Annotated in this window: 19 protein-coding genes and 1 riboswitch; of the genes, 2 read left to right on the top strand and 17 right to left on the bottom strand. The window is 39.8% G+C overall.

Annotated features, from left to right (window positions below):
- Window positions 1-51 precede the first annotated feature (51 nt).
- Window positions 52-423: a metalloregulator ArsR/SmtB family transcription factor gene (locus tag DP73_RS10815; protein WP_034599458.1), complete on the top strand. Its 372-nt coding sequence runs from the start codon at window positions 52-54 to the stop codon at window positions 421-423.
- Complete coding sequence (locus DP73_RS10820; protein ID WP_034599459.1) at window positions 390-2,696, top strand: cation-translocating P-type ATPase; 2,307 nt, start codon at window positions 390-392, stop codon at window positions 2,694-2,696. Before DP73_RS10815 ends, DP73_RS10820 begins: the two co-directional genes overlap by 34 nt.
- Before the next feature lie 144 nt (window positions 2,697-2,840).
- Here the strand turns inward: DP73_RS10820 and DP73_RS22530 are convergent, their stop codons facing one another.
- From DP73_RS22530 to DP73_RS10900, 17 genes are all read right to left on the bottom strand, one after another.
- A complete protein-coding gene (locus DP73_RS22530; RefSeq protein ID WP_081963018.1) occupies window positions 2,841-2,972 on the bottom strand; it encodes a CcmD family protein in 132 nt (43 codons plus the stop codon).
- 10 nt (window positions 2,973-2,982) lie between these two features.
- Window positions 2,983-3,669, bottom strand: a complete 687-nt coding sequence (gene ccsA / locus DP73_RS10825) for a cytochrome c biogenesis protein CcsA (protein ID WP_034599460.1) — start codon at window positions 3,667-3,669, stop codon at window positions 2,983-2,985.
- Entirely contained in the window at window positions 3,669-4,352 is a 684-nt protein-coding gene (locus DP73_RS10830; RefSeq protein WP_034599461.1) for a heme exporter protein CcmB, read from the bottom strand. Before DP73_RS10830 ends, ccsA begins: the two co-directional genes overlap by 1 nt.
- The gene (locus DP73_RS10835; protein ID WP_034599463.1) at window positions 4,352-5,050 is read right to left on the bottom strand and encodes an ABC transporter ATP-binding protein; all 699 of its coding nucleotides are present in this window, start codon (window positions 5,048-5,050) and stop codon (window positions 4,352-4,354) included. The genes DP73_RS10830 and DP73_RS10835 overlap by 1 nt, the downstream gene beginning before the upstream one ends.
- Window positions 5,034-5,498 carry a hypothetical protein gene (locus tag DP73_RS10840; RefSeq protein ID WP_034599464.1) on the bottom strand — a complete coding sequence of 155 codons (465 nt, stop codon included), beginning with the start codon at window positions 5,496-5,498 and terminating at the stop codon, window positions 5,034-5,036. The genes DP73_RS10835 and DP73_RS10840 overlap by 17 nt, the downstream gene beginning before the upstream one ends.
- Window positions 5,485-5,853 carry a hypothetical protein gene (locus DP73_RS10845; RefSeq protein ID WP_034599465.1) on the bottom strand — a complete coding sequence of 123 codons (369 nt, stop codon included), beginning with the start codon at window positions 5,851-5,853 and terminating at the stop codon, window positions 5,485-5,487. Before DP73_RS10845 ends, DP73_RS10840 begins: the two co-directional genes overlap by 14 nt.
- Before the next feature lie 11 nt (window positions 5,854-5,864).
- A complete protein-coding gene (locus DP73_RS10850) occupies window positions 5,865-6,347 on the bottom strand; it encodes a cytochrome c-type biogenesis protein CcmH (protein ID WP_034599467.1) in 483 nt (160 codons plus the stop codon).
- Window positions 6,328-8,319 carry a heme lyase CcmF/NrfE family subunit gene (locus tag DP73_RS10855; RefSeq protein WP_034599468.1) on the bottom strand — a complete coding sequence of 664 codons (1,992 nt, stop codon included), beginning with the start codon at window positions 8,317-8,319 and terminating at the stop codon, window positions 6,328-6,330. Before DP73_RS10855 ends, DP73_RS10850 begins: the two co-directional genes overlap by 20 nt.
- 23 nt (window positions 8,320-8,342) lie before the next feature.
- Window positions 8,343-8,744 carry a cytochrome c maturation protein CcmE gene (locus DP73_RS10860; protein ID WP_034599469.1) on the bottom strand — a complete coding sequence of 134 codons (402 nt, stop codon included), beginning with the start codon at window positions 8,742-8,744 and terminating at the stop codon, window positions 8,343-8,345.
- A gap of 14 nt (window positions 8,745-8,758) precedes the next feature.
- The gene (locus tag DP73_RS10865) at window positions 8,759-9,766 is read right to left on the bottom strand and encodes a hypothetical protein (RefSeq protein WP_034599471.1); all 1,008 of its coding nucleotides are present in this window, start codon (window positions 9,764-9,766) and stop codon (window positions 8,759-8,761) included.
- Between the two features lie 169 nt (window positions 9,767-9,935).
- Window positions 9,936-11,339, bottom strand: coding sequence for a HAMP domain-containing sensor histidine kinase (locus DP73_RS10870; RefSeq protein ID WP_034599472.1), 1,404 nt, complete (start codon window positions 11,337-11,339; stop codon window positions 9,936-9,938).
- Complete coding sequence (locus DP73_RS10875) at window positions 11,336-12,079, bottom strand: response regulator transcription factor (RefSeq protein WP_034599473.1); 744 nt, start codon at window positions 12,077-12,079, stop codon at window positions 11,336-11,338. Before DP73_RS10875 ends, DP73_RS10870 begins: the two co-directional genes overlap by 4 nt.
- A gap of 50 nt (window positions 12,080-12,129) precedes the next feature.
- Window positions 12,130-12,456, bottom strand: coding sequence for a YnfA family protein (locus DP73_RS10880; RefSeq protein ID WP_034599475.1), 327 nt, complete (start codon window positions 12,454-12,456; stop codon window positions 12,130-12,132).
- A 225-nt stretch (window positions 12,457-12,681) separates the two neighbouring features.
- Window positions 12,682-13,020: a YckD family protein gene (locus DP73_RS10885; protein ID WP_034599476.1), complete on the bottom strand. Its 339-nt coding sequence runs from the start codon at window positions 13,018-13,020 to the stop codon at window positions 12,682-12,684.
- Window positions 13,021-13,079: 59 nt separating this feature from the next.
- Complete coding sequence (locus DP73_RS10890; RefSeq protein WP_034599477.1) at window positions 13,080-13,988, bottom strand: cation diffusion facilitator family transporter; 909 nt, start codon at window positions 13,986-13,988, stop codon at window positions 13,080-13,082.
- A gap of 184 nt (window positions 13,989-14,172) precedes the next feature.
- A riboswitch (NiCo riboswitch) is annotated at window positions 14,173-14,262 on the bottom strand.
- A 132-nt stretch (window positions 14,263-14,394) separates the two neighbouring features.
- Entirely contained in the window at window positions 14,395-16,083 is a 1,689-nt protein-coding gene (locus tag DP73_RS10895; protein ID WP_034599478.1) for a methyl-accepting chemotaxis protein, read from the bottom strand.
- Window positions 16,084-16,410: 327 nt separating this feature from the next.
- Window positions 16,411-18,756, bottom strand: a complete 2,346-nt coding sequence (locus DP73_RS10900) for a heavy metal translocating P-type ATPase (protein WP_034599581.1) — start codon at window positions 18,754-18,756, stop codon at window positions 16,411-16,413.
- Between the last annotated feature and the right edge of the window lie 20 nt (window positions 18,757-18,776).

The following is an 18,776-nucleotide window of genomic DNA, read 5'->3' on the forward strand; positions in this document are numbered from 1 at the left end:
TAATATATGAATTAGATATTAGTGCGCACTAATATATGGAGGTTAATTACAATGGATTATCTAGACCTTAAAGTGAAATTTTTAAAGGGGTTTGCTGATCGGACTCGTCTGGAAATACTGGAGTCAATAAAGGACGCAGAGAAAACTGTGCTGCAAATCGTTAGCGAAATCCACGGAAACCAATCTAATATTTCCCAACATTTAGCCTGTTTAAAAGGATGCGGTATCGTTACAGCACGCCAAGAAGGAAAATACATCTATTATTCGCTGCGCGATGAACAAGTCAGACGCCTGCTAACAATGTTTGATACTGTCTTAGGTGATGTAGAACAACAAGTAGCGTCCTGCGATAAAAACGACCAATGCCTTTGCGGAAAGAGTGAGTTGAAATGTCTAACAAAAAGAAGAATAATATCTCCTTGAAAAAGGACATCAGTTCTTGTTGTCAACCAGAGAAAAGTAAGAATCAGTTTCCAATATTTTTACAGACAGAAGCACCTATTATTTCCAGTTGCAGTTGTTGTAGTGATGATCCTGATTCATGTGAGATTCCAGATCAAAACCTTAACCACACTCAGGAATTAACTGGATACATACAGGAATTTCGAATCGAAGGCATGGATTGTGGGGTTTGTGCCCAGACGCTTGAGAAGTACCTAAGAACATTACCAACAGTAAAAGATGTGAAGGTGAACTTCTCAACTGGTAAAATGCAGCTAATACACGATATGACAATTGAAGAAGTTATTAAAGCAGTAAAAAAATCCGGCTTTAAAGCTACATTAACTTCAAGAAATAGAGAAAAGTCGAATGTACCTGTATCAGTTCCTAAAAGATTTATGGTCTCACTCAGCACATTCTCCGGTATTTTCTTACTATTGGGCTATCTCAGCTCCAAATTACCTGCTGTTCCGGAGTATCTTACCGTAATAATGTACTTAGTATCCCTCTTGACCGGAGGATATCGACCAACGAAAAGTGCCTATTACGCTCTAAAAAGCAAGTCATTAGACATGAATGTTCTTATGACCACAGCTGCTTTTGGTGCAGCATTCATTGGGCAATGGTTGGAAGCTGCAACAGTGGTTTGGTTGTTTTCTTTGGGTAACACCTTGCAAAGTAAAACCATTGATAAGGCGCGAAAATCAATTCGTGACTTAATGAACTTGACACCTCCCGAAGCATGGTTAAAAATTGGCCAAGATTTGAGCCGTGTATCTGTTGAAGATATTTCGATTGGCGATATTATTGTTGTAAAGCCTGGAGAAAAAATTCCCATAGATGGCGAAATCATCTCCGGAACTTCAAGTATTAATCAAGCGCCAATTACCGGAGAGTCAATTCCTGTCGACAAAAGTACTGGAGATACGGTATTTGCTGGGACTATCAATGAGAACGGTTCAATCGAAGTCAGAGTTAGCAAGCTGATCGAAGATACTACAATCTCGAAGATTATTCATCTTGTTGAGGAAGCCCAAGAGAAAAAGGCCCAAACCCAAGCCATTGTGGATCGTTTTGCTAAGGTTTACACACCTATTGTATTTGTTTTAGCCCTGCTAACCATGGTTATTCCACCTTTGCTTGGTTCAGGCACGTGGCATGAGTGGTTCTACAAAGCATTAGAGTTACTCGTAATAGCCTGCCCTTGCGCCTTAGTTATATCAACTCCTGTCGCCATCGTATCAGCAATTGGGAACGCGGCCAAAAACGGAATCTTAATTAAAGGAGGTACCTCCTTAGAGGTTGCTGGTACTGTGCAAGTGATTGCTTTTGATAAAACTGGTACTCTAACCGCTGGCAAACCAAAAGTCTCACGAATTATTCCGGTAGATGGCTCTGAGCAAGTGATTATAAGTGTTGCTCGAACTATTGAAGAATACTCCCACCATCCAATTGCGCTAGCAATATTAGACTATGCAATTGCCTACAATATTTCCGGTCAGCAAGCAGATTCCTTTAAGGCTATTGTCGGCAAGGGGGCTGAGGCATCTATTAACGGAACGCAATATTATGCTGGTAAACCGAACCTATTTACAGAATTGGGATTAGTTATTAATCTTGATATACAAAGCCTTATTGTTGATGCACAGAATGAAGGTAACACCGTTATTGTTGTAGGAACTCGGGCAAAAATATTAGGTATGATTTTAGTTGCTGATTTTGTACGAGATGTAAGCGTTGGTGCTTTGAACAAGCTAAAGAGTTTGGGTATCGAACAAATCCTTATGCTCACTGGCGACAACGAAGGAACTGCCAGAAAAGTGGCCTCTGAGACTGGAGTTGATCGATACTTCGCTGAATTACTCCCTGCAGACAAAGCAAATATGATTAGAGAGCTTCAAATGCAAGGGAAAGTTATTGCAATGGTTGGTGATGGTATCAATGATGCCCCTGCATTAGCTACTGCTAATATTGGAATAGCTATGGGTGGAGCAGGAACTGATACTGCTATGGAAACCGCAGACATTGTTCTAATGGCGGATAATCTCGAAAAGCTTCCTCATGCCATCAAATTAAGTAGACAAACACTCAGGATTATCAAGCAAAATATTTGGTTTTCCCTTCTCGTTAAACTAACTGCCTTAGTGCTAATTTTCCCAGGTTGGCTTACTTTATGGGTTGCAGTCCTTAGTGATACTGGCGCAGCAATTATAGTAATATTAAATAGTATGCGATTAATGAGACTAAGAGCTTAATATTCGGTTAAAGTGACCAACTTCAGAAGATTTATATAGACAAATTTAAAGACAGCCGAGTCGGCTGTCTTTAAATATTAGCAGAAACTTGTACCTTGAGCTTCCAAATCTGCAAAAAGTAATAACTACGTTAAAAAACTATCTTCACTTTTTTCCTAACACCATTTCTAACTGGTTAAGTTTAGCCTGAATCGTTCTTTCTCTAAAATCCAAGTAAATAACGTAGCCGAATAGTAACCCCCATATCACTGTATATCCCCAAAACAAATAATCCATTGAAACCTCCTTAATAAGCTTTTAGAGCCTCACTTATAAGATTTTGTAGTTTGCGTTCCACTTGCTCAATCTTCATGCTTTTTAATAGTAATACGAAATAAAGTAAGGTAAACGTTAACAAGCATACCATTAAGGTAGTAAGCATAGAGGGTGGCAGACCAATGTTATTAGCTTCAAAAACAACCGGATGGATAGTCCGCCACCACCGAACCGCCATGAAGACGATAGGTACGTCTATGAACCCAATGATCCCAAAGACAGCAGCGAGCCTAAGATTTCTTACATGCCCTTTTGCCGAGTTTCGAATAATTAAATAAGCTAAATAGATAAACCATAAAATCAAGGTTGTGGTCAACCTAGGGTCCCACGTCCACCACGTCCCCCAAGAGGCCCTACCCCAGATCGGACCCGTAATCAAGACAATTGCTGTAAAAACAACCCCCACTTGGGCCGAGCATCCGGCAATAATATCATATAATTCCAATCTTGTTTTCAAAAACATTAGGCTTGCTGCAAAAACTACAAAAAAAGCAAAAAAAGCTACCCAAGCTGACGGAACATGGAAATAAAAAATCTTCTGCACCGGCCCCATTTGCCTCTCTACGGGAACCCAAACAAACACTAAGTACAAGGAAACTAACATTGAAACAAAGGTCGAAGCCAACAGAACCCTTTTTAGTAAAGAAGTATGCTTCATTAATCCACCTCCATCAAGTAATCAAACAGCAATAAGGGTACTACTAGAAATACAAGATCGTAAACCAGGATTAGTTTAAGCCACGGCAGATATTGATTAAGTGTTAATCCAGCAAAGATTGCGGAAGTTGCTTCGATCGAAGCCAATAAAACTGGTACAAGCAGCGGAAATAAGATAACCGGCAGCAAAGCTTCCTTAGACCTCAGACTACTGGTTAAGGCTGCAAGAAAGGTTCCCACTAAAATAAAGCCCACCGAACCGAGTAACATGGTTAACAACAAAATCCCCAGAGATCCATCAATTTCAAGGTCATAAAAGACAAAGTACAAAGGAAACGTTATTATTTCTACGATGAAAAGCTGTACTAAGCTGCTCGCCGCCTTACCGATATAAATGTGGTAAGGAGCAATTGGAGATGACAGGATACCTATTAAACAGTCATTAAATCTCTCCCTTGCATAGGTGCGGTTAAGGCCTAGAATTCCGGAAAAAATCAGACTCATCCAAATAAGACCAGGCAGGATTTCCCTAACAGTCTCTCTCGACGGTTCAAAGGCCATGCTAAAAAGGACTAAAATCAGAACCGAAAAGGTAACCATGGTTACAACAGATTCTTTTGCTCGAAGCTCGCTGACCAAATCTTTTTTAATGATAGTTGTGATTAGAGCGAGCGCCCGTCCCATTAACTGGCCACCTTTTCAAAGTAGATTCTTTTTAAATCTCCGGATTGAAGATTTTCAGTGGGAAAGTCGGCAGCTATCTGTCCTTTATTGATAATTAGTATCCGATCAATGTCCTCCATCCCCTGTTCAAAACTATGGGTTACCATAAGTATGGTTTTCTGACTGGACTTTAGATCTTTTAATACGTCTTGAAGTAAACTTATGCCTTGCTGGTCCAATCCTGTAAAAGGTTCATCCAGAAATATTACTTCAGGACTATGAATTAGCGCTCTAGCTATGGATAGACGCTGCAGCATGCCTCTCGAAAAGGTGTAGACCGGTTCATTTAAGGCTAACAAGAGCCCAACCTTTTTAATAACCGATATAATTTGCTCTTCCAAATGACGAACATCATATAGACGCCCGTAAAACCGAAGATTTTCATAGGCTGTAAGCTCCGGATACAAGAAAGAGCTATGTGAAAGGATACCAATTTTACGTTTTAATTCACCTTTAAGGTTAACAAACGATTGTTTGCCGATTTTAACTTCTCCTGAATCGGGTTTGGAAATTAAAGCCAGGATTTTCAGGAGCGTCGATTTCCCGGCCCCATTAGGTCCTAAAACAGCTGTGAACTCCCCCTTAGGAATCATTAAAGAAATGTCCCTTAGTACGTTTCTGTTACCGTAGGTTTTAGATAAATTAATCCCTTCTATCAACGATCCGTCCCCTCTCTTCTTCCATTTTCTTAAGAAGAGCCTTATAACTAGCTAATGTCTTAGTATATTCTTCTTGAGTAATTTTCCCTTGGGCAAAGTGCTCTTCGAGTTGGCGAGTTTTGGCTAAAATTATTTGCTTTTTGATCTCTGAATTAGCCACATCAGTTTGAGATTCTACCTCTTGAGCCTTGGCTTGGTTTTTGCGGCCTCTGTATAGGAAGGTGCCTGGAATCATGACGAGCATTAAGCCCATAAAAGCTACCAAGACGTGAGGATCAAGACCCTTTAACGTGCTTTTATTCCACTTTGCCATATGGCTCGAAGAATGAAACAGTACTTTGTCCTGGTATCCTGCGTTAAGAGTGGGGGTTGCCTGAACTCCCAAAGCAGGAAAAAGGGAGAAAACTGTAAGACTACCTAAAACCATTAGCATTTTAACCCTTTTCATTGTCATCTGATCCTTCTAGACTTATTAAGTCAGCTTCGATTTCTTCTTCTAATTTTCTAACCAGATCCCTTTCGGTTACTCCAGAAACTTTGTCGTGATCTTTGAGCAGTCGTACAGCTTTTTCTTTATGTAAAGCTTTCAATTCCTGATAATCATCGACAGTCAGCTTATGCATATTAAAGTCAAATTCGATTTCTCCTAGGGAGGACATGACTATTTCTTTTTGCTGTTCATAGCCGAGGGGTATATTTTTCGCCGGCTTAACTTTCAAGTTATGAATATCCTTTTGAATTAATGGATATCCGATAATGGCTATAGCGCTAGCAATCATGACTAACCCAATAACAAGTTCCAATGCAACCCCTCCTATAAATACTTTTTAAATTCCTCTTCTACCCTGGCCTCATAATAATCATCCAGAGCCCCGGGTTTGGTTTTTGCTTGACTTTTTTTCACACTTGGAACCTTGACCCATCGACTTAGAGCCAAATATATCAAGGTTCCTCCCATCATAATCCCTAGGAAAGGAGTAACCCAAGCCATTAAATTAAAGCCCTTTTTAGGAGGACTTGTTAAAATTCCTTCTCCATACTGATCAACATAGGTTTTAATAATTTCTACCTTCGTCTGCCCTAATGCGAGTTTTTGGCGTATTTCTTCTTTAATCTGCTGGGCAGTAGAATCTTGACACGCTGCTACAGACATACTTTCGGCAAAACAAGCTGGGCAAATCAAGCTGTTTTCAATATCGCTTTGAGTACTGGCTAAAGCAGGGGAAATGTTTAGCAGTAAAAAGCTCCCCAGGAGAATCCAGGTCAGGCTTATCTTTCTAACTAACCCTCTTACCATAGGACACCTCTCCTCTCCCAAGATATCGGCTTCCAACCCCACTACCCTTTCCGGGCCATAGAGCGAATATAACCCCTATGACAATAACCCATCCCCCTGTCCATAGCCATTTAATCTGAGGGTTGATATGGATCTTAAAAATTGCTGACCCGTCATCCTCCCATCCTGTTAAGAGGACGTAAAAGTCTTCTTTAAACGTCGAGATAATGGCTGGTTCCGTCATGGGTTGTTCTGATGTTGAGTAAAAAACCTTCTCCACTTGTAAGTTCCCCATATCATAATTATTCTTGATCACTCTCAAATCGGCATAAATAACCTCCATATTATCCCTTGAGGTTTGCTGAAGTCCCTTAAAAGAGATAGTATAGTCTCCTACTACAGCAGTTTCTCCTGGCTTGAACGTTTTGACAGCTTCACTGTTAAATACATTTGAGCCTGTGATCCCTACAATCATCATCACAATTCCCATATGAATCACATAGCCGCCATAGCGCCGTCTGTTTTTGCTTAAGAGCCTGATTAAGGATACTATGAGATTCTCTCCAGTCAACTTTTTTCTTACCCGAACTCCTTTAAGAATATCCTGGAGCGTTGAAGAAATCACAAAAACGCAGATAGTGTAGGCAATTAAAGCATAGGGTTTGGTAATTCCGCCTATAAAAACCATCACTAACATGCCTATGATCGCAATAATCCATGGCCACAGGAAATTTTTAGCGATATTTTCAAAATTGGCCTTTCTCCATGCGATCAAAGGGCAAATTCCCATGAGCAACGTAAAGGCTAACCCTATGGGTGCGTTGACCTGATTAAAGAAAGGGATTCCCACTGCAATTTTTTGGCCTACAACGGCTTCTGAAACAATAGGGAAAACAGTTCCCCAAAAGATACTAAAGGCGGAGCCCACGAGTAACAAATTGTTTAATAAAAAGCTGCTTTCCTTAGATATATAGGATTCAAACTGATTTCCTTGTCGAAGCAGATTGATTCTGTCAGCTACCAGATATAAGGCTGCTAAAATTATTAATGAGGTAAAGATCAGGAAGTAAGCACCTAAGCTAGAATTCCCGAAGGCATGAACTGAAGCGACAACCCCACTTCGGACTAAGAACGTTCCAAAAAGCGTTAAGCCGAAAGTAACGATAATCAAGACCATGTTCCATATCTTAAGCATATTTTTACGTTCCTGGACCATGACCGAATGAAGGAAAGCAGAACCGGTAAGCCAAGGCATTAACGAAGCATTTTCTACGGGGTCCCAGGCCCAGTAACCACCCCAGCCCAATTCTACATAGGCCCACTGGGCCCCAAATAGATTACCCAGTGTTAAAAACAGCCATGAGATAAGTGTCCATTTTCGAGTCAGCTTAATCCACTGGTCACCGGGATTTTTCATAATGAGGGCTGCCATCGCGAAGGCAAAGGGGACAGTAAAACCAACATAGCCTAGATATAAGGTAACTGGGTGAATTACCATCCCCGGGTTCTGAAGCATTGGGTTCATACCCATTCCATCCGGTGGCGGACTTAGTAGCTGTACAAAAGGTTGAGAAACAAAATTTAGCATAAATAAGAAAAATACACTGACCACCATCATGATAGGACTGGCGTAGGGGATATACTCTCTATTTTCTTTCGAAACTGTAACAAGAGCTGCTAATAGAACAAGTATCCAAGCCCAGAATAATAGGGAACCGGCATTTCCCGCCCACAGAGCCGTTAATTTATAGATCGCAGGCAGATCCTGACTTGTATACTGGGTTACATATTCAATGGAAAAATCGCCGGTTATTAAAGCATAGAGCATAGCAAGGACGCTTATCGTCGTAAATAGTGCTGTTCCATAGACGGCATTTTTAGCGCTTAGGAGATATTTTAGTCCTCTATTACTATTAAACAAAAAGAAAGCAACTACGGAATAGATCCCCATTCCAAAGGCAATCGACAACCCGATAGTACCTATATTGGCCACAATGATGTCCTCCCATTTTCTATTTATTGTTGTTCTTCATATTTTGAAGGACATTTGGTCATTACTTTATCGGCTAGAAAAACTTGTTCAACTGTGTATTTCCCATCCACTATTACATCAATTCCATCATTAAAATTATCAGGCTTAACTCCTTTATATAAAACAGGCATAGTTTCTTTTTGATCTTCTGAGATCATTTCAAACCTTAATTCCACTTTAGATGGTTCCCACTTAACACTTTCACCGACTAATTTACCACTTACTTTAAGATTTTGTTCCCCTAATTTTCCTTTATCTGCGCTAGCCGTTACTTCATTAATGGTCATGTAATACGTCTTAGCATTGTTAAAACTGCTGACCATCAAGTAACCAAATGCCCCTAGTAGTACAGATAGTGCAAAGATAAGCTTTATCTTCTTGGGCATTATCACCCCTCCTCCTAAGAATCTTCCTCTTCATTAAGTTCAGCTAATAATTGGTGATAGGTTTTCTCGCTTATCCTTCCACTTAATAAGGCATCTCTCAATTTCCTTTTTTCTGCCTTAAGTTTTCTTCGGCTTGGTTGTTTATTGTTTGAATTTTGTAGTTCCCTAAATTCCTCATCTATTATAAATTCTTCATGTTCATATTCTTGCTTACGGTTTCGGTGTATAGGAATAGGCTTTCTACTCATCGCTTTATAGACAATTAGCCCTAGAACCCCGACAAATGCGGCTAAGAAGATCAATACAACCGCAGAGCTAGTCCTCTTGTTCTGTGGTGACTGAGTCGATAGACCACTTTGGACTTGCTGCTCGCTCAGAGGGGCAACCGAGGGGTTGGGATCAGACTTAGTGTAGCTGCCCTTTATTTGTACAATCTCTCCAAGTTTTAGGTTCTTTAATTCTTTCTTGTAAACGCTGAAGCCCTCGTAACCAGTTTGTGCTTGGCCAAAATCAGGGGTAACAACCATGTTTGAGGCTTTTTTAGGCTGAAATACGCTAACTTGGGCCTGGGCGACAGGATATTCGGAAATATATTCATACACGAAGGTTTTATCCGGGTCGCCCTCTAAATTGTTGTAATAATACTCAACCTGAAGAGATTTTGTTTCACCGGGTTGTAATGGTGTAGGAAACTTCCAGACAATTTGATCATTTTTTTCATTGTGTTTTATCGTAGGTTCAACGTGATTATCTCCCTTAGTTTTATCTGCTACCGTATATTTTTTTGAGTTCTTGGGAAGATTCCAGGCAAACTCACCTGAGTAGGGCTGGTCCGACGTATTTTTAAAGTCGACGGAATAAATTAATAAAATATCCGGTGTATCGTACTCTGGCATTACATTAATATCCATGTTCATGATTTCCAGTTTAGGCGTTTCAGCATAGGTAGTTTTGGTCCCTATCATTAAACTAAGAACGATGATAAGCGCAAAAACCCATTTTTTTGCTTTGGATTGCCTCATATTCCATACCCCCACGATTTAATCTACTAAATAAACCTATCGTACTCAGGTGTCAGAAGTGTGTCAGAGGTTTGTCAGGAATGGAACAAATAAAATAAGTAAAACCAGATGATAATCACCTGGTTTTAAATGTAATATGAACAAATCGGTTCTATATTTTTCAATTCTCTTATACTTTAGGGAACCTAACGCAAAAGATCGAACCCTTACCTAAGGCGCTTTCTACCTCAACTTGGCCACCATTTTTTTCGGTTAATTGTTTAACGATAGCTAAGCCTAAACCAGTCCCACCTGTTTCGCGGCTCCTGTCCTTATCCACTCGGTAAAACCTATCCCAAATATGGGGCAGATCTTTTTCCGGTATTCCTAGCCCAGAGTCCCTTATTAAAATGTTGATCATGTTCTCAGATTCTTCTATAGATATTGAAACATTCCCACCCTGAGGGGAATACTTTAGAGCATTATCCACTAAATTCACTATAATTTGGTGAAGGGAATTTACATCAATTTTTAGGAGAACTGAATTTACTTTAGATATGACTTCCATCGTAATCGAATTTTCTTCAGCCCTCGATCGAAAGCCTGTTATCACATTTTCTATAAAATCTTTAAGTTCGACATCTTCGGGTTCCAAATAACTCCCTTCTTCAGATCTAGATAAAATCAGGAGGTCATTCACAAGATAAGATAATCGATCAGTTTCGTCATTAATAATTGCAAGAAATCGTTGCTGTACCTCGGGGGTTCTGCCCTTGTTATCAATCAAGGCTTCAATAAAACCTTTGATGGATGTTAAAGGACTTCTTAATTCGTGAGATACATTAGCAACAAATTCCTTCATTCGTTCTTCATTGGCTTCAACCTTACTCGACATTTTGTTAAAGGTTTTTCCGAGTTGGTTTATTTCCTTAATTCTTGTATCCGTCGGAACAGTGACATGCTTTTGGCCATTTGCTATCGATATTGAAGCTTCGGTTATGGTTAGAATAGGCCTTGAAAGACGCCTCGATAGGATTATCCCTATTAGAAAAGCAATGGCTAACGAAACAATGCCTGCGCTCAATACCATTTGGGTAAGGTTAGCTAAGGCTTTATCAATCCCACGTATCGGAGAGTATAAAATAATGGCTCCAATGATCCTTTCCTCATGGTTTATGGGGATTATAACTCGAATAACCGGTTCCTGAAAATATTGGGATTGCCCTTTACTTACAGATACACTGCCTGATTGCATTTTCTTTAGTTCAGAAACCTCTAAATAATTCCCTTCGCAGTACTCATGATTTGCCGCAGCGGCTATGACAGCACCCTTTTTATCAACTACCCAGACCTCAGTCCCCATATTCAAGTCCAAGCGGTTAGCTAAGTTGACAAAATCGTGGGGGTCCCTCTTTTCCACGAGAAAGGGCTTAACCTCCTGGGCCATATCTTGTCCTTTAATAATCAGCTCCCTTTCTTTCTGCTCAAAAAGATAGTTTTTAAACATAAAGGATAAGCTTACCCCTATAACAACCAAACTTATTACAACAATAAGGATAAAGGAGCCAACCAGCCTTGTAAATATGGTTTTCATTGGTTGGGCACCTCAAATCTATACCCAATTCCCCGTACTGTATGTATGAAGATGTAGTTTTTTTCTTCATGATTTATTTTTTTGCGCAGCCTTTTGATGGCTGAATCCACTGCCCTTGTATCTCCTACATAGTCAAAGCCCCAAACTTTGTTCAATAATTGTTCCCGTGTAAAGACTTGTCCCCTGTTGCGTGTTAAGAAAGCCAATAAATCAAATTCTTTAGCAGTTAGTTCAACCTCCAACTCGTCTAAAAGAACCTGATACTTTATAAAATTTATATGAAGCCCTGGTAAGTCAAGAGTATCATCTGGAATACGTTTTCCTCGGCTCATGGAATCCGAAAAGCCCTTATTTGCCCCCCCTTCTCCGCCAATTAAGCTTCTTCTTATTTGGGCCTTAACCCTTGCCAAAAGTTCTCTGGGGCTAAAGGGCTTGGTTATATAATCTTCGGCACCTAATTCTAGACCCAGGACTTTATCAATTTCTTCTCCTTTTGCAGAAACCATAATAATTGGCACTTGACAGAAGGTCCTTATTTGCTTACAAACTTCCAAACCATTTATAACCGGTAGCATAATATCTAACAACACTAAAGAGGGCTCATCCGTTTGGACTTTCTCTATTGCCTTAGAACCATTTTCAGCATGAATAACGAGGAATTCTTCTTCTAAATAAACCTGGATTAATTCCCTAATCAAAGGGTCATCATCCACAACAAGGATCTTTAACCTGTCTTCCACTTTTAAGCCCCTTCCAATAGGATTAAGTTATCATTTGCATATTTTCGCTGCTATTGCCTGGGTGCCCAGAGTATCACAGAGACACCAATCATGCATATTAAAGCTCCAATCCAATCGTAAACATCCGGTGTTTTACGATCTATACCCCAGCCCCAAAGTACTGAAAGAATAACAAAAACACCACCGTAGGCAGCATACACCCTTCCAAAACTGGGAAACTTTTGAAAGGTAGGAATTATTCCGTATAGCACAAGAATAAGTCCACCGATAATTCCATACCCTACAGGCTTGCCCTCACGTAACCAAAGCCAAACTAAATAACCCCCACCTATTTCTGCTAACCCGGCTAGAATAAATAGACTTATTGTGCTAATCATAAATTCAACCCCCTTGTGATACTTATACATTTCATTATAAGTCAACAGTTCAACTATTACGAATCACCCAATTTACAATAAACACTTTTGCCGAAAAAAGTTGAGAACCCTACTCGATCCGTACTCAATTGGAACAATAATTTTTTTGATAACTAAAACACGGGTACCCCATACTGGTTACCCGTGTTTTAGTTATTTGCATATGGATCTATCTAAATCAGAGTCTTACCACATTCCTCCATTGTATCTAGCTCCGCCCCAGCCACAACCGTAACCATAACCTGGTGCATACCCGGGAGTTGGAATCTGACCCTGTTGTTGGCTAAACTGCTGACGATATTGTTCACTAGCGTCGATATTAGCCTTTGTCGCATCTGCTTGAGCCTTGGTGATCTCGCCTGCCTCGGCATATTTGTCCACAATCTGTTTTCGAATCTCTAAAATTTGTTTATTGAGGGCATCGATATCAGCTTTTTGTTGATCCGTGATAGCAGCATAGACAGGAGCAGCAGCCAAAGCGAGGGCAAATACCAAAGTAAGAATAACTAATAACCTTCTTTTCACGTTATGTACCTCCTTGTTATTTCTTGACCATAGTATAAACAAGTTTCTTTACAGAAAGATCACATTAGATTAACATTTTTGTTACATTTCACTTCGGTAGGAAAGGTGCTGACTACAATATCACACCTTGGCATTATATTGATAATCCTCTCTCTGATTTCATGAACTATGGCATGAACAGATCTGTGGCTTTGGTTTGGGCAAATCCCAACATTTATATCTATATATTGATTCCCTCCTAAAGGCCTTATTCTAATTTCTGCTATCTGGAGAACACCGGTAATTTGGCTGATCTCGTTTTCGATCATTTCCTTCATGCCTTTTGGTGCGGTATCAAGCAAAATATCAATGGTCTCCCTGCTAAGCTTGATGCTCACCTTTATAACAAGCAGCGCAACACCCAAAGCCGCTATTGGATCAGCATACTTCAAAACAGGAATGTTAATATAATTACCCATCCATACACTGACCAAGCCCACAAGGACTACTGATGAACTCCATACATCACTGCTGAAATGAAGTGCATCCGCTTCTAATGCCTGACTTCCATGTTCCTTAGCAGCCTTCTTCAAAACCTTTACTCTCGACGCGTCAACAATGATCGAAATAATCATTGTAAGTACACCCCATTGAACTCCAATCAATTCCACACCGCTGCCGAAAAATAACTTTTTCCCAGCTTCATAAACAATCCATCCGCAGGTTATGAAAAGAAGCACTGTTTCTATAAGGGCAGAAAAACTTTCAATCTTCCCATGTCCGTAGTGGTGCGTGGAGTCTGCTGGTTTATCGGAAAACCTTACTGCGAAGAAGGTTATAACTGCAGCACACAAATCCAAAGCTGAATGCAGTGCCTCTGATAAAATACCTAAGCTGCCTGTAAAAATGCCCACTGCAAGTTTCATTAATGTGAGAAATACCGCTGCAAAAACCGAACTCAATGCTGCCTTTTGTTTGTCGATAGCCATTATATCTAATCACTCCTATAATTTCTTTATGAATTTACCAATTAACTCACTACTAATGACGCCTACTATAAAGAAAACCCGGCTTCGCCGAGCCCAAGCGAAAGCGAAACCATTGGTTGCACTTATCAGAAAGTATGCAACGAAGTTTCTGATAAGTGCAAAAAACCTGTGGGACTATAATAATTATAGTCCCACAGGTTTTTATCCTGCTGCCGGCAAACCGGCCCAGCCCCACACACTTAAAGAAGTGTATCGCCTGCTCTATTTAGAGTAAATATTAAAATTTAATTATAGAATATGTTAACCAAATAGATTTGTCAACCAGTTATAACGTCCAAGCGAAGAATACATTTATGCATTTATGATTCCCCCACGCGACTATGGTATTCCTTTTTAAATAATCACGTTAAGTCAGTGTGAATTTCCGCGTCATATCTTGAAGCTTTTGAGTATGCTGTATGAGTTCGGCCATTTGAACTGAGATTTCACTAATGGAGCGAGCCTGCTCCTGACCTCCGAGACTAATTTGTTGAGCTGATTGGCTCATCGAATCATTGGCTCGTGCAATTTCTACGGTCGCCTTTAAGATGACTTCAATTTCTTCTTTCAACTTAAGAATTGCTCTATCCATTGCTTTTACATAATTAACCCCTTGCTGCGAAGCCAAGGCGATTTTTTGAAATTGATCCCCGGAAGCCTTTACTACCTTCATACCCTCTTGAACCGCACCATGTGTTATTTTCATTGATTCAACAACTTCATTCGTTTTATTTCTGATAGAGCTCCCGATCTTTACAATTTCTTTTGTGGAGGATGTCGATCTCTCGGCCAGTTTCCTAACTTCTTCCGCTACCACAGTAAACCCATGACCATGGTTACCCGCACGTGCAGCCTCGATGGAAGCATTGAGTGCTAACAAGTCCGTCTGGGCCGCTAATTCAGCAATCGTATTTACCATTCTCTCTATTTCAGCCGATTCTTCCCCTAAAATAATAATTTTCTCTGTCATTTCTGATTCCCGACGAGCAATTTCCTCTATCTGAAAAACAGAAGCTTTTACCAGAGACTCACCTTCAATTGCCACTTTTTCGGTTTCCTGAACAGCAAGCAGTGTTTGATGTTCAATCATTGAAACTTCATGCATTTCTTGTTTAGCTTGGTTAACCGAAGTAAGAGAATTTGTAAAGTTCTGCTGTTGGGTTTGAAGGCTTCTACTAACCTGATCAACTGACGCGGCGACCTCTTCCGAGTCAGCCAAAGCATGTTGTATTTCACGATCCAGTTTCATACTGATATCTTCAGCATGAATAGAGTTATTCCGAATTTCTTCAATCATCTCACGAAGATTGCTAATCATGCTGACAAATGCTTGAGCTAAACTTTGAACTTCATCTTTAATTTTGGAATTGTTGTTCAACTGAACCGTTAAATCGCCTGCTTCTAATTTCTGGCTTGCTTGTTCCAAAGAACGTATTGGTTTTACGACATTTCTTCGAATTATGAATAATGCAATGACCACTGCCAAACCCAAAATATTCAAAAAAATCGCCAAGTATAATCCTTTTTGCGTAATTAAATGAACCTCATTTATTTCTCTTTCGACTTCCTCCTTTTGATTATTAATTAGATCCGTGATTTCCTGATTTACTTTATCCTTTAGCATCATTTCTTTGTTATAATGTAGATTCTTAGCGTCTGCAAGTTTACCATTTTGCACTGCATCAAGGACTTGTTGACTAACTTGAACGTAATCTATGTAGCTTGTTTGAATTTTATCGACGATAAGTTTTTCCTTAGAATCAATTTTCAATTGGTTCGCTTGTTCTAGTGAATCCTTAATTTTCTGATCAATTGCTTCGAGCTTGTTCCTATTCTTAGGGTCTTGAGTTACTATATAGCTCAGTTCGGACATCCCGCGATCCGCCATATTAGATTTTACCTCTTGGGCAATAAATTGCAATGGGTAGTTGTTTTCTGCCAAATAGTTAAACTCGCTAATCGTTTTCTGTTGAGTATAAACAAAGGTACCTCCTAATGAGGCTAATGAAAAAAGAACTACTACATTCGCTAATCCAAGTTTGAAACCTATTCTCATCTTATTGCTCCGTTCCCCCATTCGCCAACATTTGTCCCTATTCTAATTTTCATAGGAATAATTATATTCTAAGATGATTACATAAAGTTAACGAATTTTTAACATTTTTGTTATAAACCCCGGTTCATAGTCTCTCGGACCATCAGTAATTTAGTATTTCTCCTCAAAAAGGAACAAAAGGTAAAAAAGCAATTGAAAAGGTAGGACAAGGGCCATTCTTAACCTTGTCCTACCTTAACCTTACTTTAACATTTCACGTTACATACTTAATCTCTCATCCCTTTAGGCGATCAAATTTACAAAATAACTTTCTAGTACTCTCAATAACTAATTCGTTTTCATGACACGCATTGCGTTAATAACAGCAATCAACGTAACACCGACATCAGCAAACACTGCTTCCCAAATAGTAGCGATACCTCCAGCACCTAAAACAAGTACAATAGCTTTAACTCCCAATGCGAAAACTATATTCTGCCAGACGATACTTCGGGTTCTTTTGGCAATTTTAATGGCATTTACTAGCTTAGAGGGTTCATCTGTCATGATCACAATGTCCGCTGCCTCTATTGCTGCATCAGAACCTAATCCCCCCATTGCCACACCAACATCAGCACGAGCCAGTACCGGGGCATCATTGATACCATCACCAACAAAGAGTAGCTTCCCTTTTGTTTTCTTTTGTTTTTCTAAGAGTTCCAGCTTCTCAACCTTCTGATCGGGGAGTAACTCAGCATGGACTTCATCAAGGCCTAACTGGTGCCCAATTGCTTCTCCCACCAGTTTGTTATCTCCGGTAAGCATTACCAGCTTTCTTACACCAATCGCCTTAAGTTCTTTGGTGGCCTTTTTGGCATCATCTTTTATTTCATCCGATATTACAATATAGCCTGCATATTTGCCATCAATCGCTACTTGAACTACTGTACCAATTTCATCAACCTCATCATAAGTGATATTTTCTTTAGCCATCAATTTTTTATTGCCGGCAAGAATACGTTTACCCTTGACACTTACTTTGATTCCATGCCCAGATATTTCATCGTAGTTTTCTATTTCGCTCTTATTGATTTCTTTCCCGTAAGCTTTCAGGATTGAAATTGCAATAGGATGGTTTGAATAGCTTTCAGCAAAAGCAGCATACTCCAAAAGATTCTCTTCAGATTCATGACCTTGTGTAGAAATTTTAGTAACCTTAAACACTCCTTTTGTAAGAGTGCCTGTCTTGTCAAAAACTATCGTATCTACATTATTTAAAGCTTCAAGATAGTTGCTGCCCTTAACTAAAATACCACTTTTAGCAGCTCCGCCAATTCCCCCGAAGAAACCCAATGGTATCGAAATTACTAAAGCACAAGGACAAGATACAACGAGGAAAACCAAAGCTCTATAGATCCAATCTGAGAAAGTGGCCCCTGAAACAACCAAAGGTGGAACAACAGCCATTGCTAAGGCAACAAATACGACGACTGGAGTATAATACCTGGAAAATTTCGTAATAAACTGTTCAGTCGGAGCTTTCCTGCTATTCGCATTTTGTACTAAATCAAGGATCTTTGATACGGTTGAATCTCCAAACTCTTTCGTTACCTCAACGGTTAACAGACCATTCTTATTAATGGTTCCCGAAAGAATTTCGTTTCCCGGCTCAACTTCTCTGGGCACTGACTCCCCGGTTATGGCCGAAGTATCGAGCATTGACATACCCTCAATAACCTTGCCATCGAGGGGGACCTTCTCTCCCGGTTTGATAACTATGATATCTCCAACACTAATTTCTTCCGGAGATACCCTCTTAATATCCTCTCCAACCTTAAGATTTGCATAGTCGGGTCGAATGTCCATCAAGGCACTGATTGACTTTCTCGAACGGTTCACGGCCATATTTTGGAACAACTCGCCAACCTGATAGAAAAGCATGACTGCCACACCTTCAGGAAATTCCTTGATTGCAAAAGCACCTATAGTAGCAACCGTCATTAAAAAGTTTTCATCAAACACCTGACCCCTTGAAATATTTCGAACAGCTTTTAAAACAACTTCCCCACCGACTAAAACATAGCTCACTAAGAATATACTAAATTCAGCCCAGAAAGGAAGCTCAACTAATATAGCAACGAAAAAAAGAGCTGCTCCTATACCTAATTGAATAGCTTTTGACTTCTTAATCCCTCCGTCTTCGTCTTCCTTGCTTTCCTCTTTCTTGTCCTGGTTTTCAACTACTTTGATTCCTGATTCTATTTGTACAGCGATTTTAGATGCTTGCTCAACGACCCTAGGCAAATCGCGCTTCTGGTCTACTTCAATGGTTAGTTTTCTCGAAACAAAGTCCACAGTGGCGGAACTCACACCATCAAGACTATTAATCGCTTTTTCAATCTTTGTAGCACAATTAGCGCAGTCTAATCCAATTAATAGTAATACCTTTTTTTCCTTACGTGACAAAGCTTTGTCTTTAATGATAACATCGGGTTCAAGTTTATTAATTATTTGATTAGCTTGATTTAGTACATCCTCTTGCTTTCCACTACTGTCCATGTTTATCGTGAGAATCTTGGTTACAAAATTCAAGGAAGCACCTGAAACACCTTCAACCTTTTTGACTTGCTCCTCAATTTTAGTAGCACAGTTCGCACAATTCAGACCCTCTAAAATAAGCTCTTTTTTTGCCAGTGAACTCACTCTTAATTCCC

Origin of the sequence: Desulfosporosinus sp. HMP52 (assembly GCF_000765145.1) — a bacterium.
Lineage (GTDB): Bacteria > Bacillota > Desulfitobacteriia > Desulfitobacteriales > Desulfitobacteriaceae > Desulfosporosinus.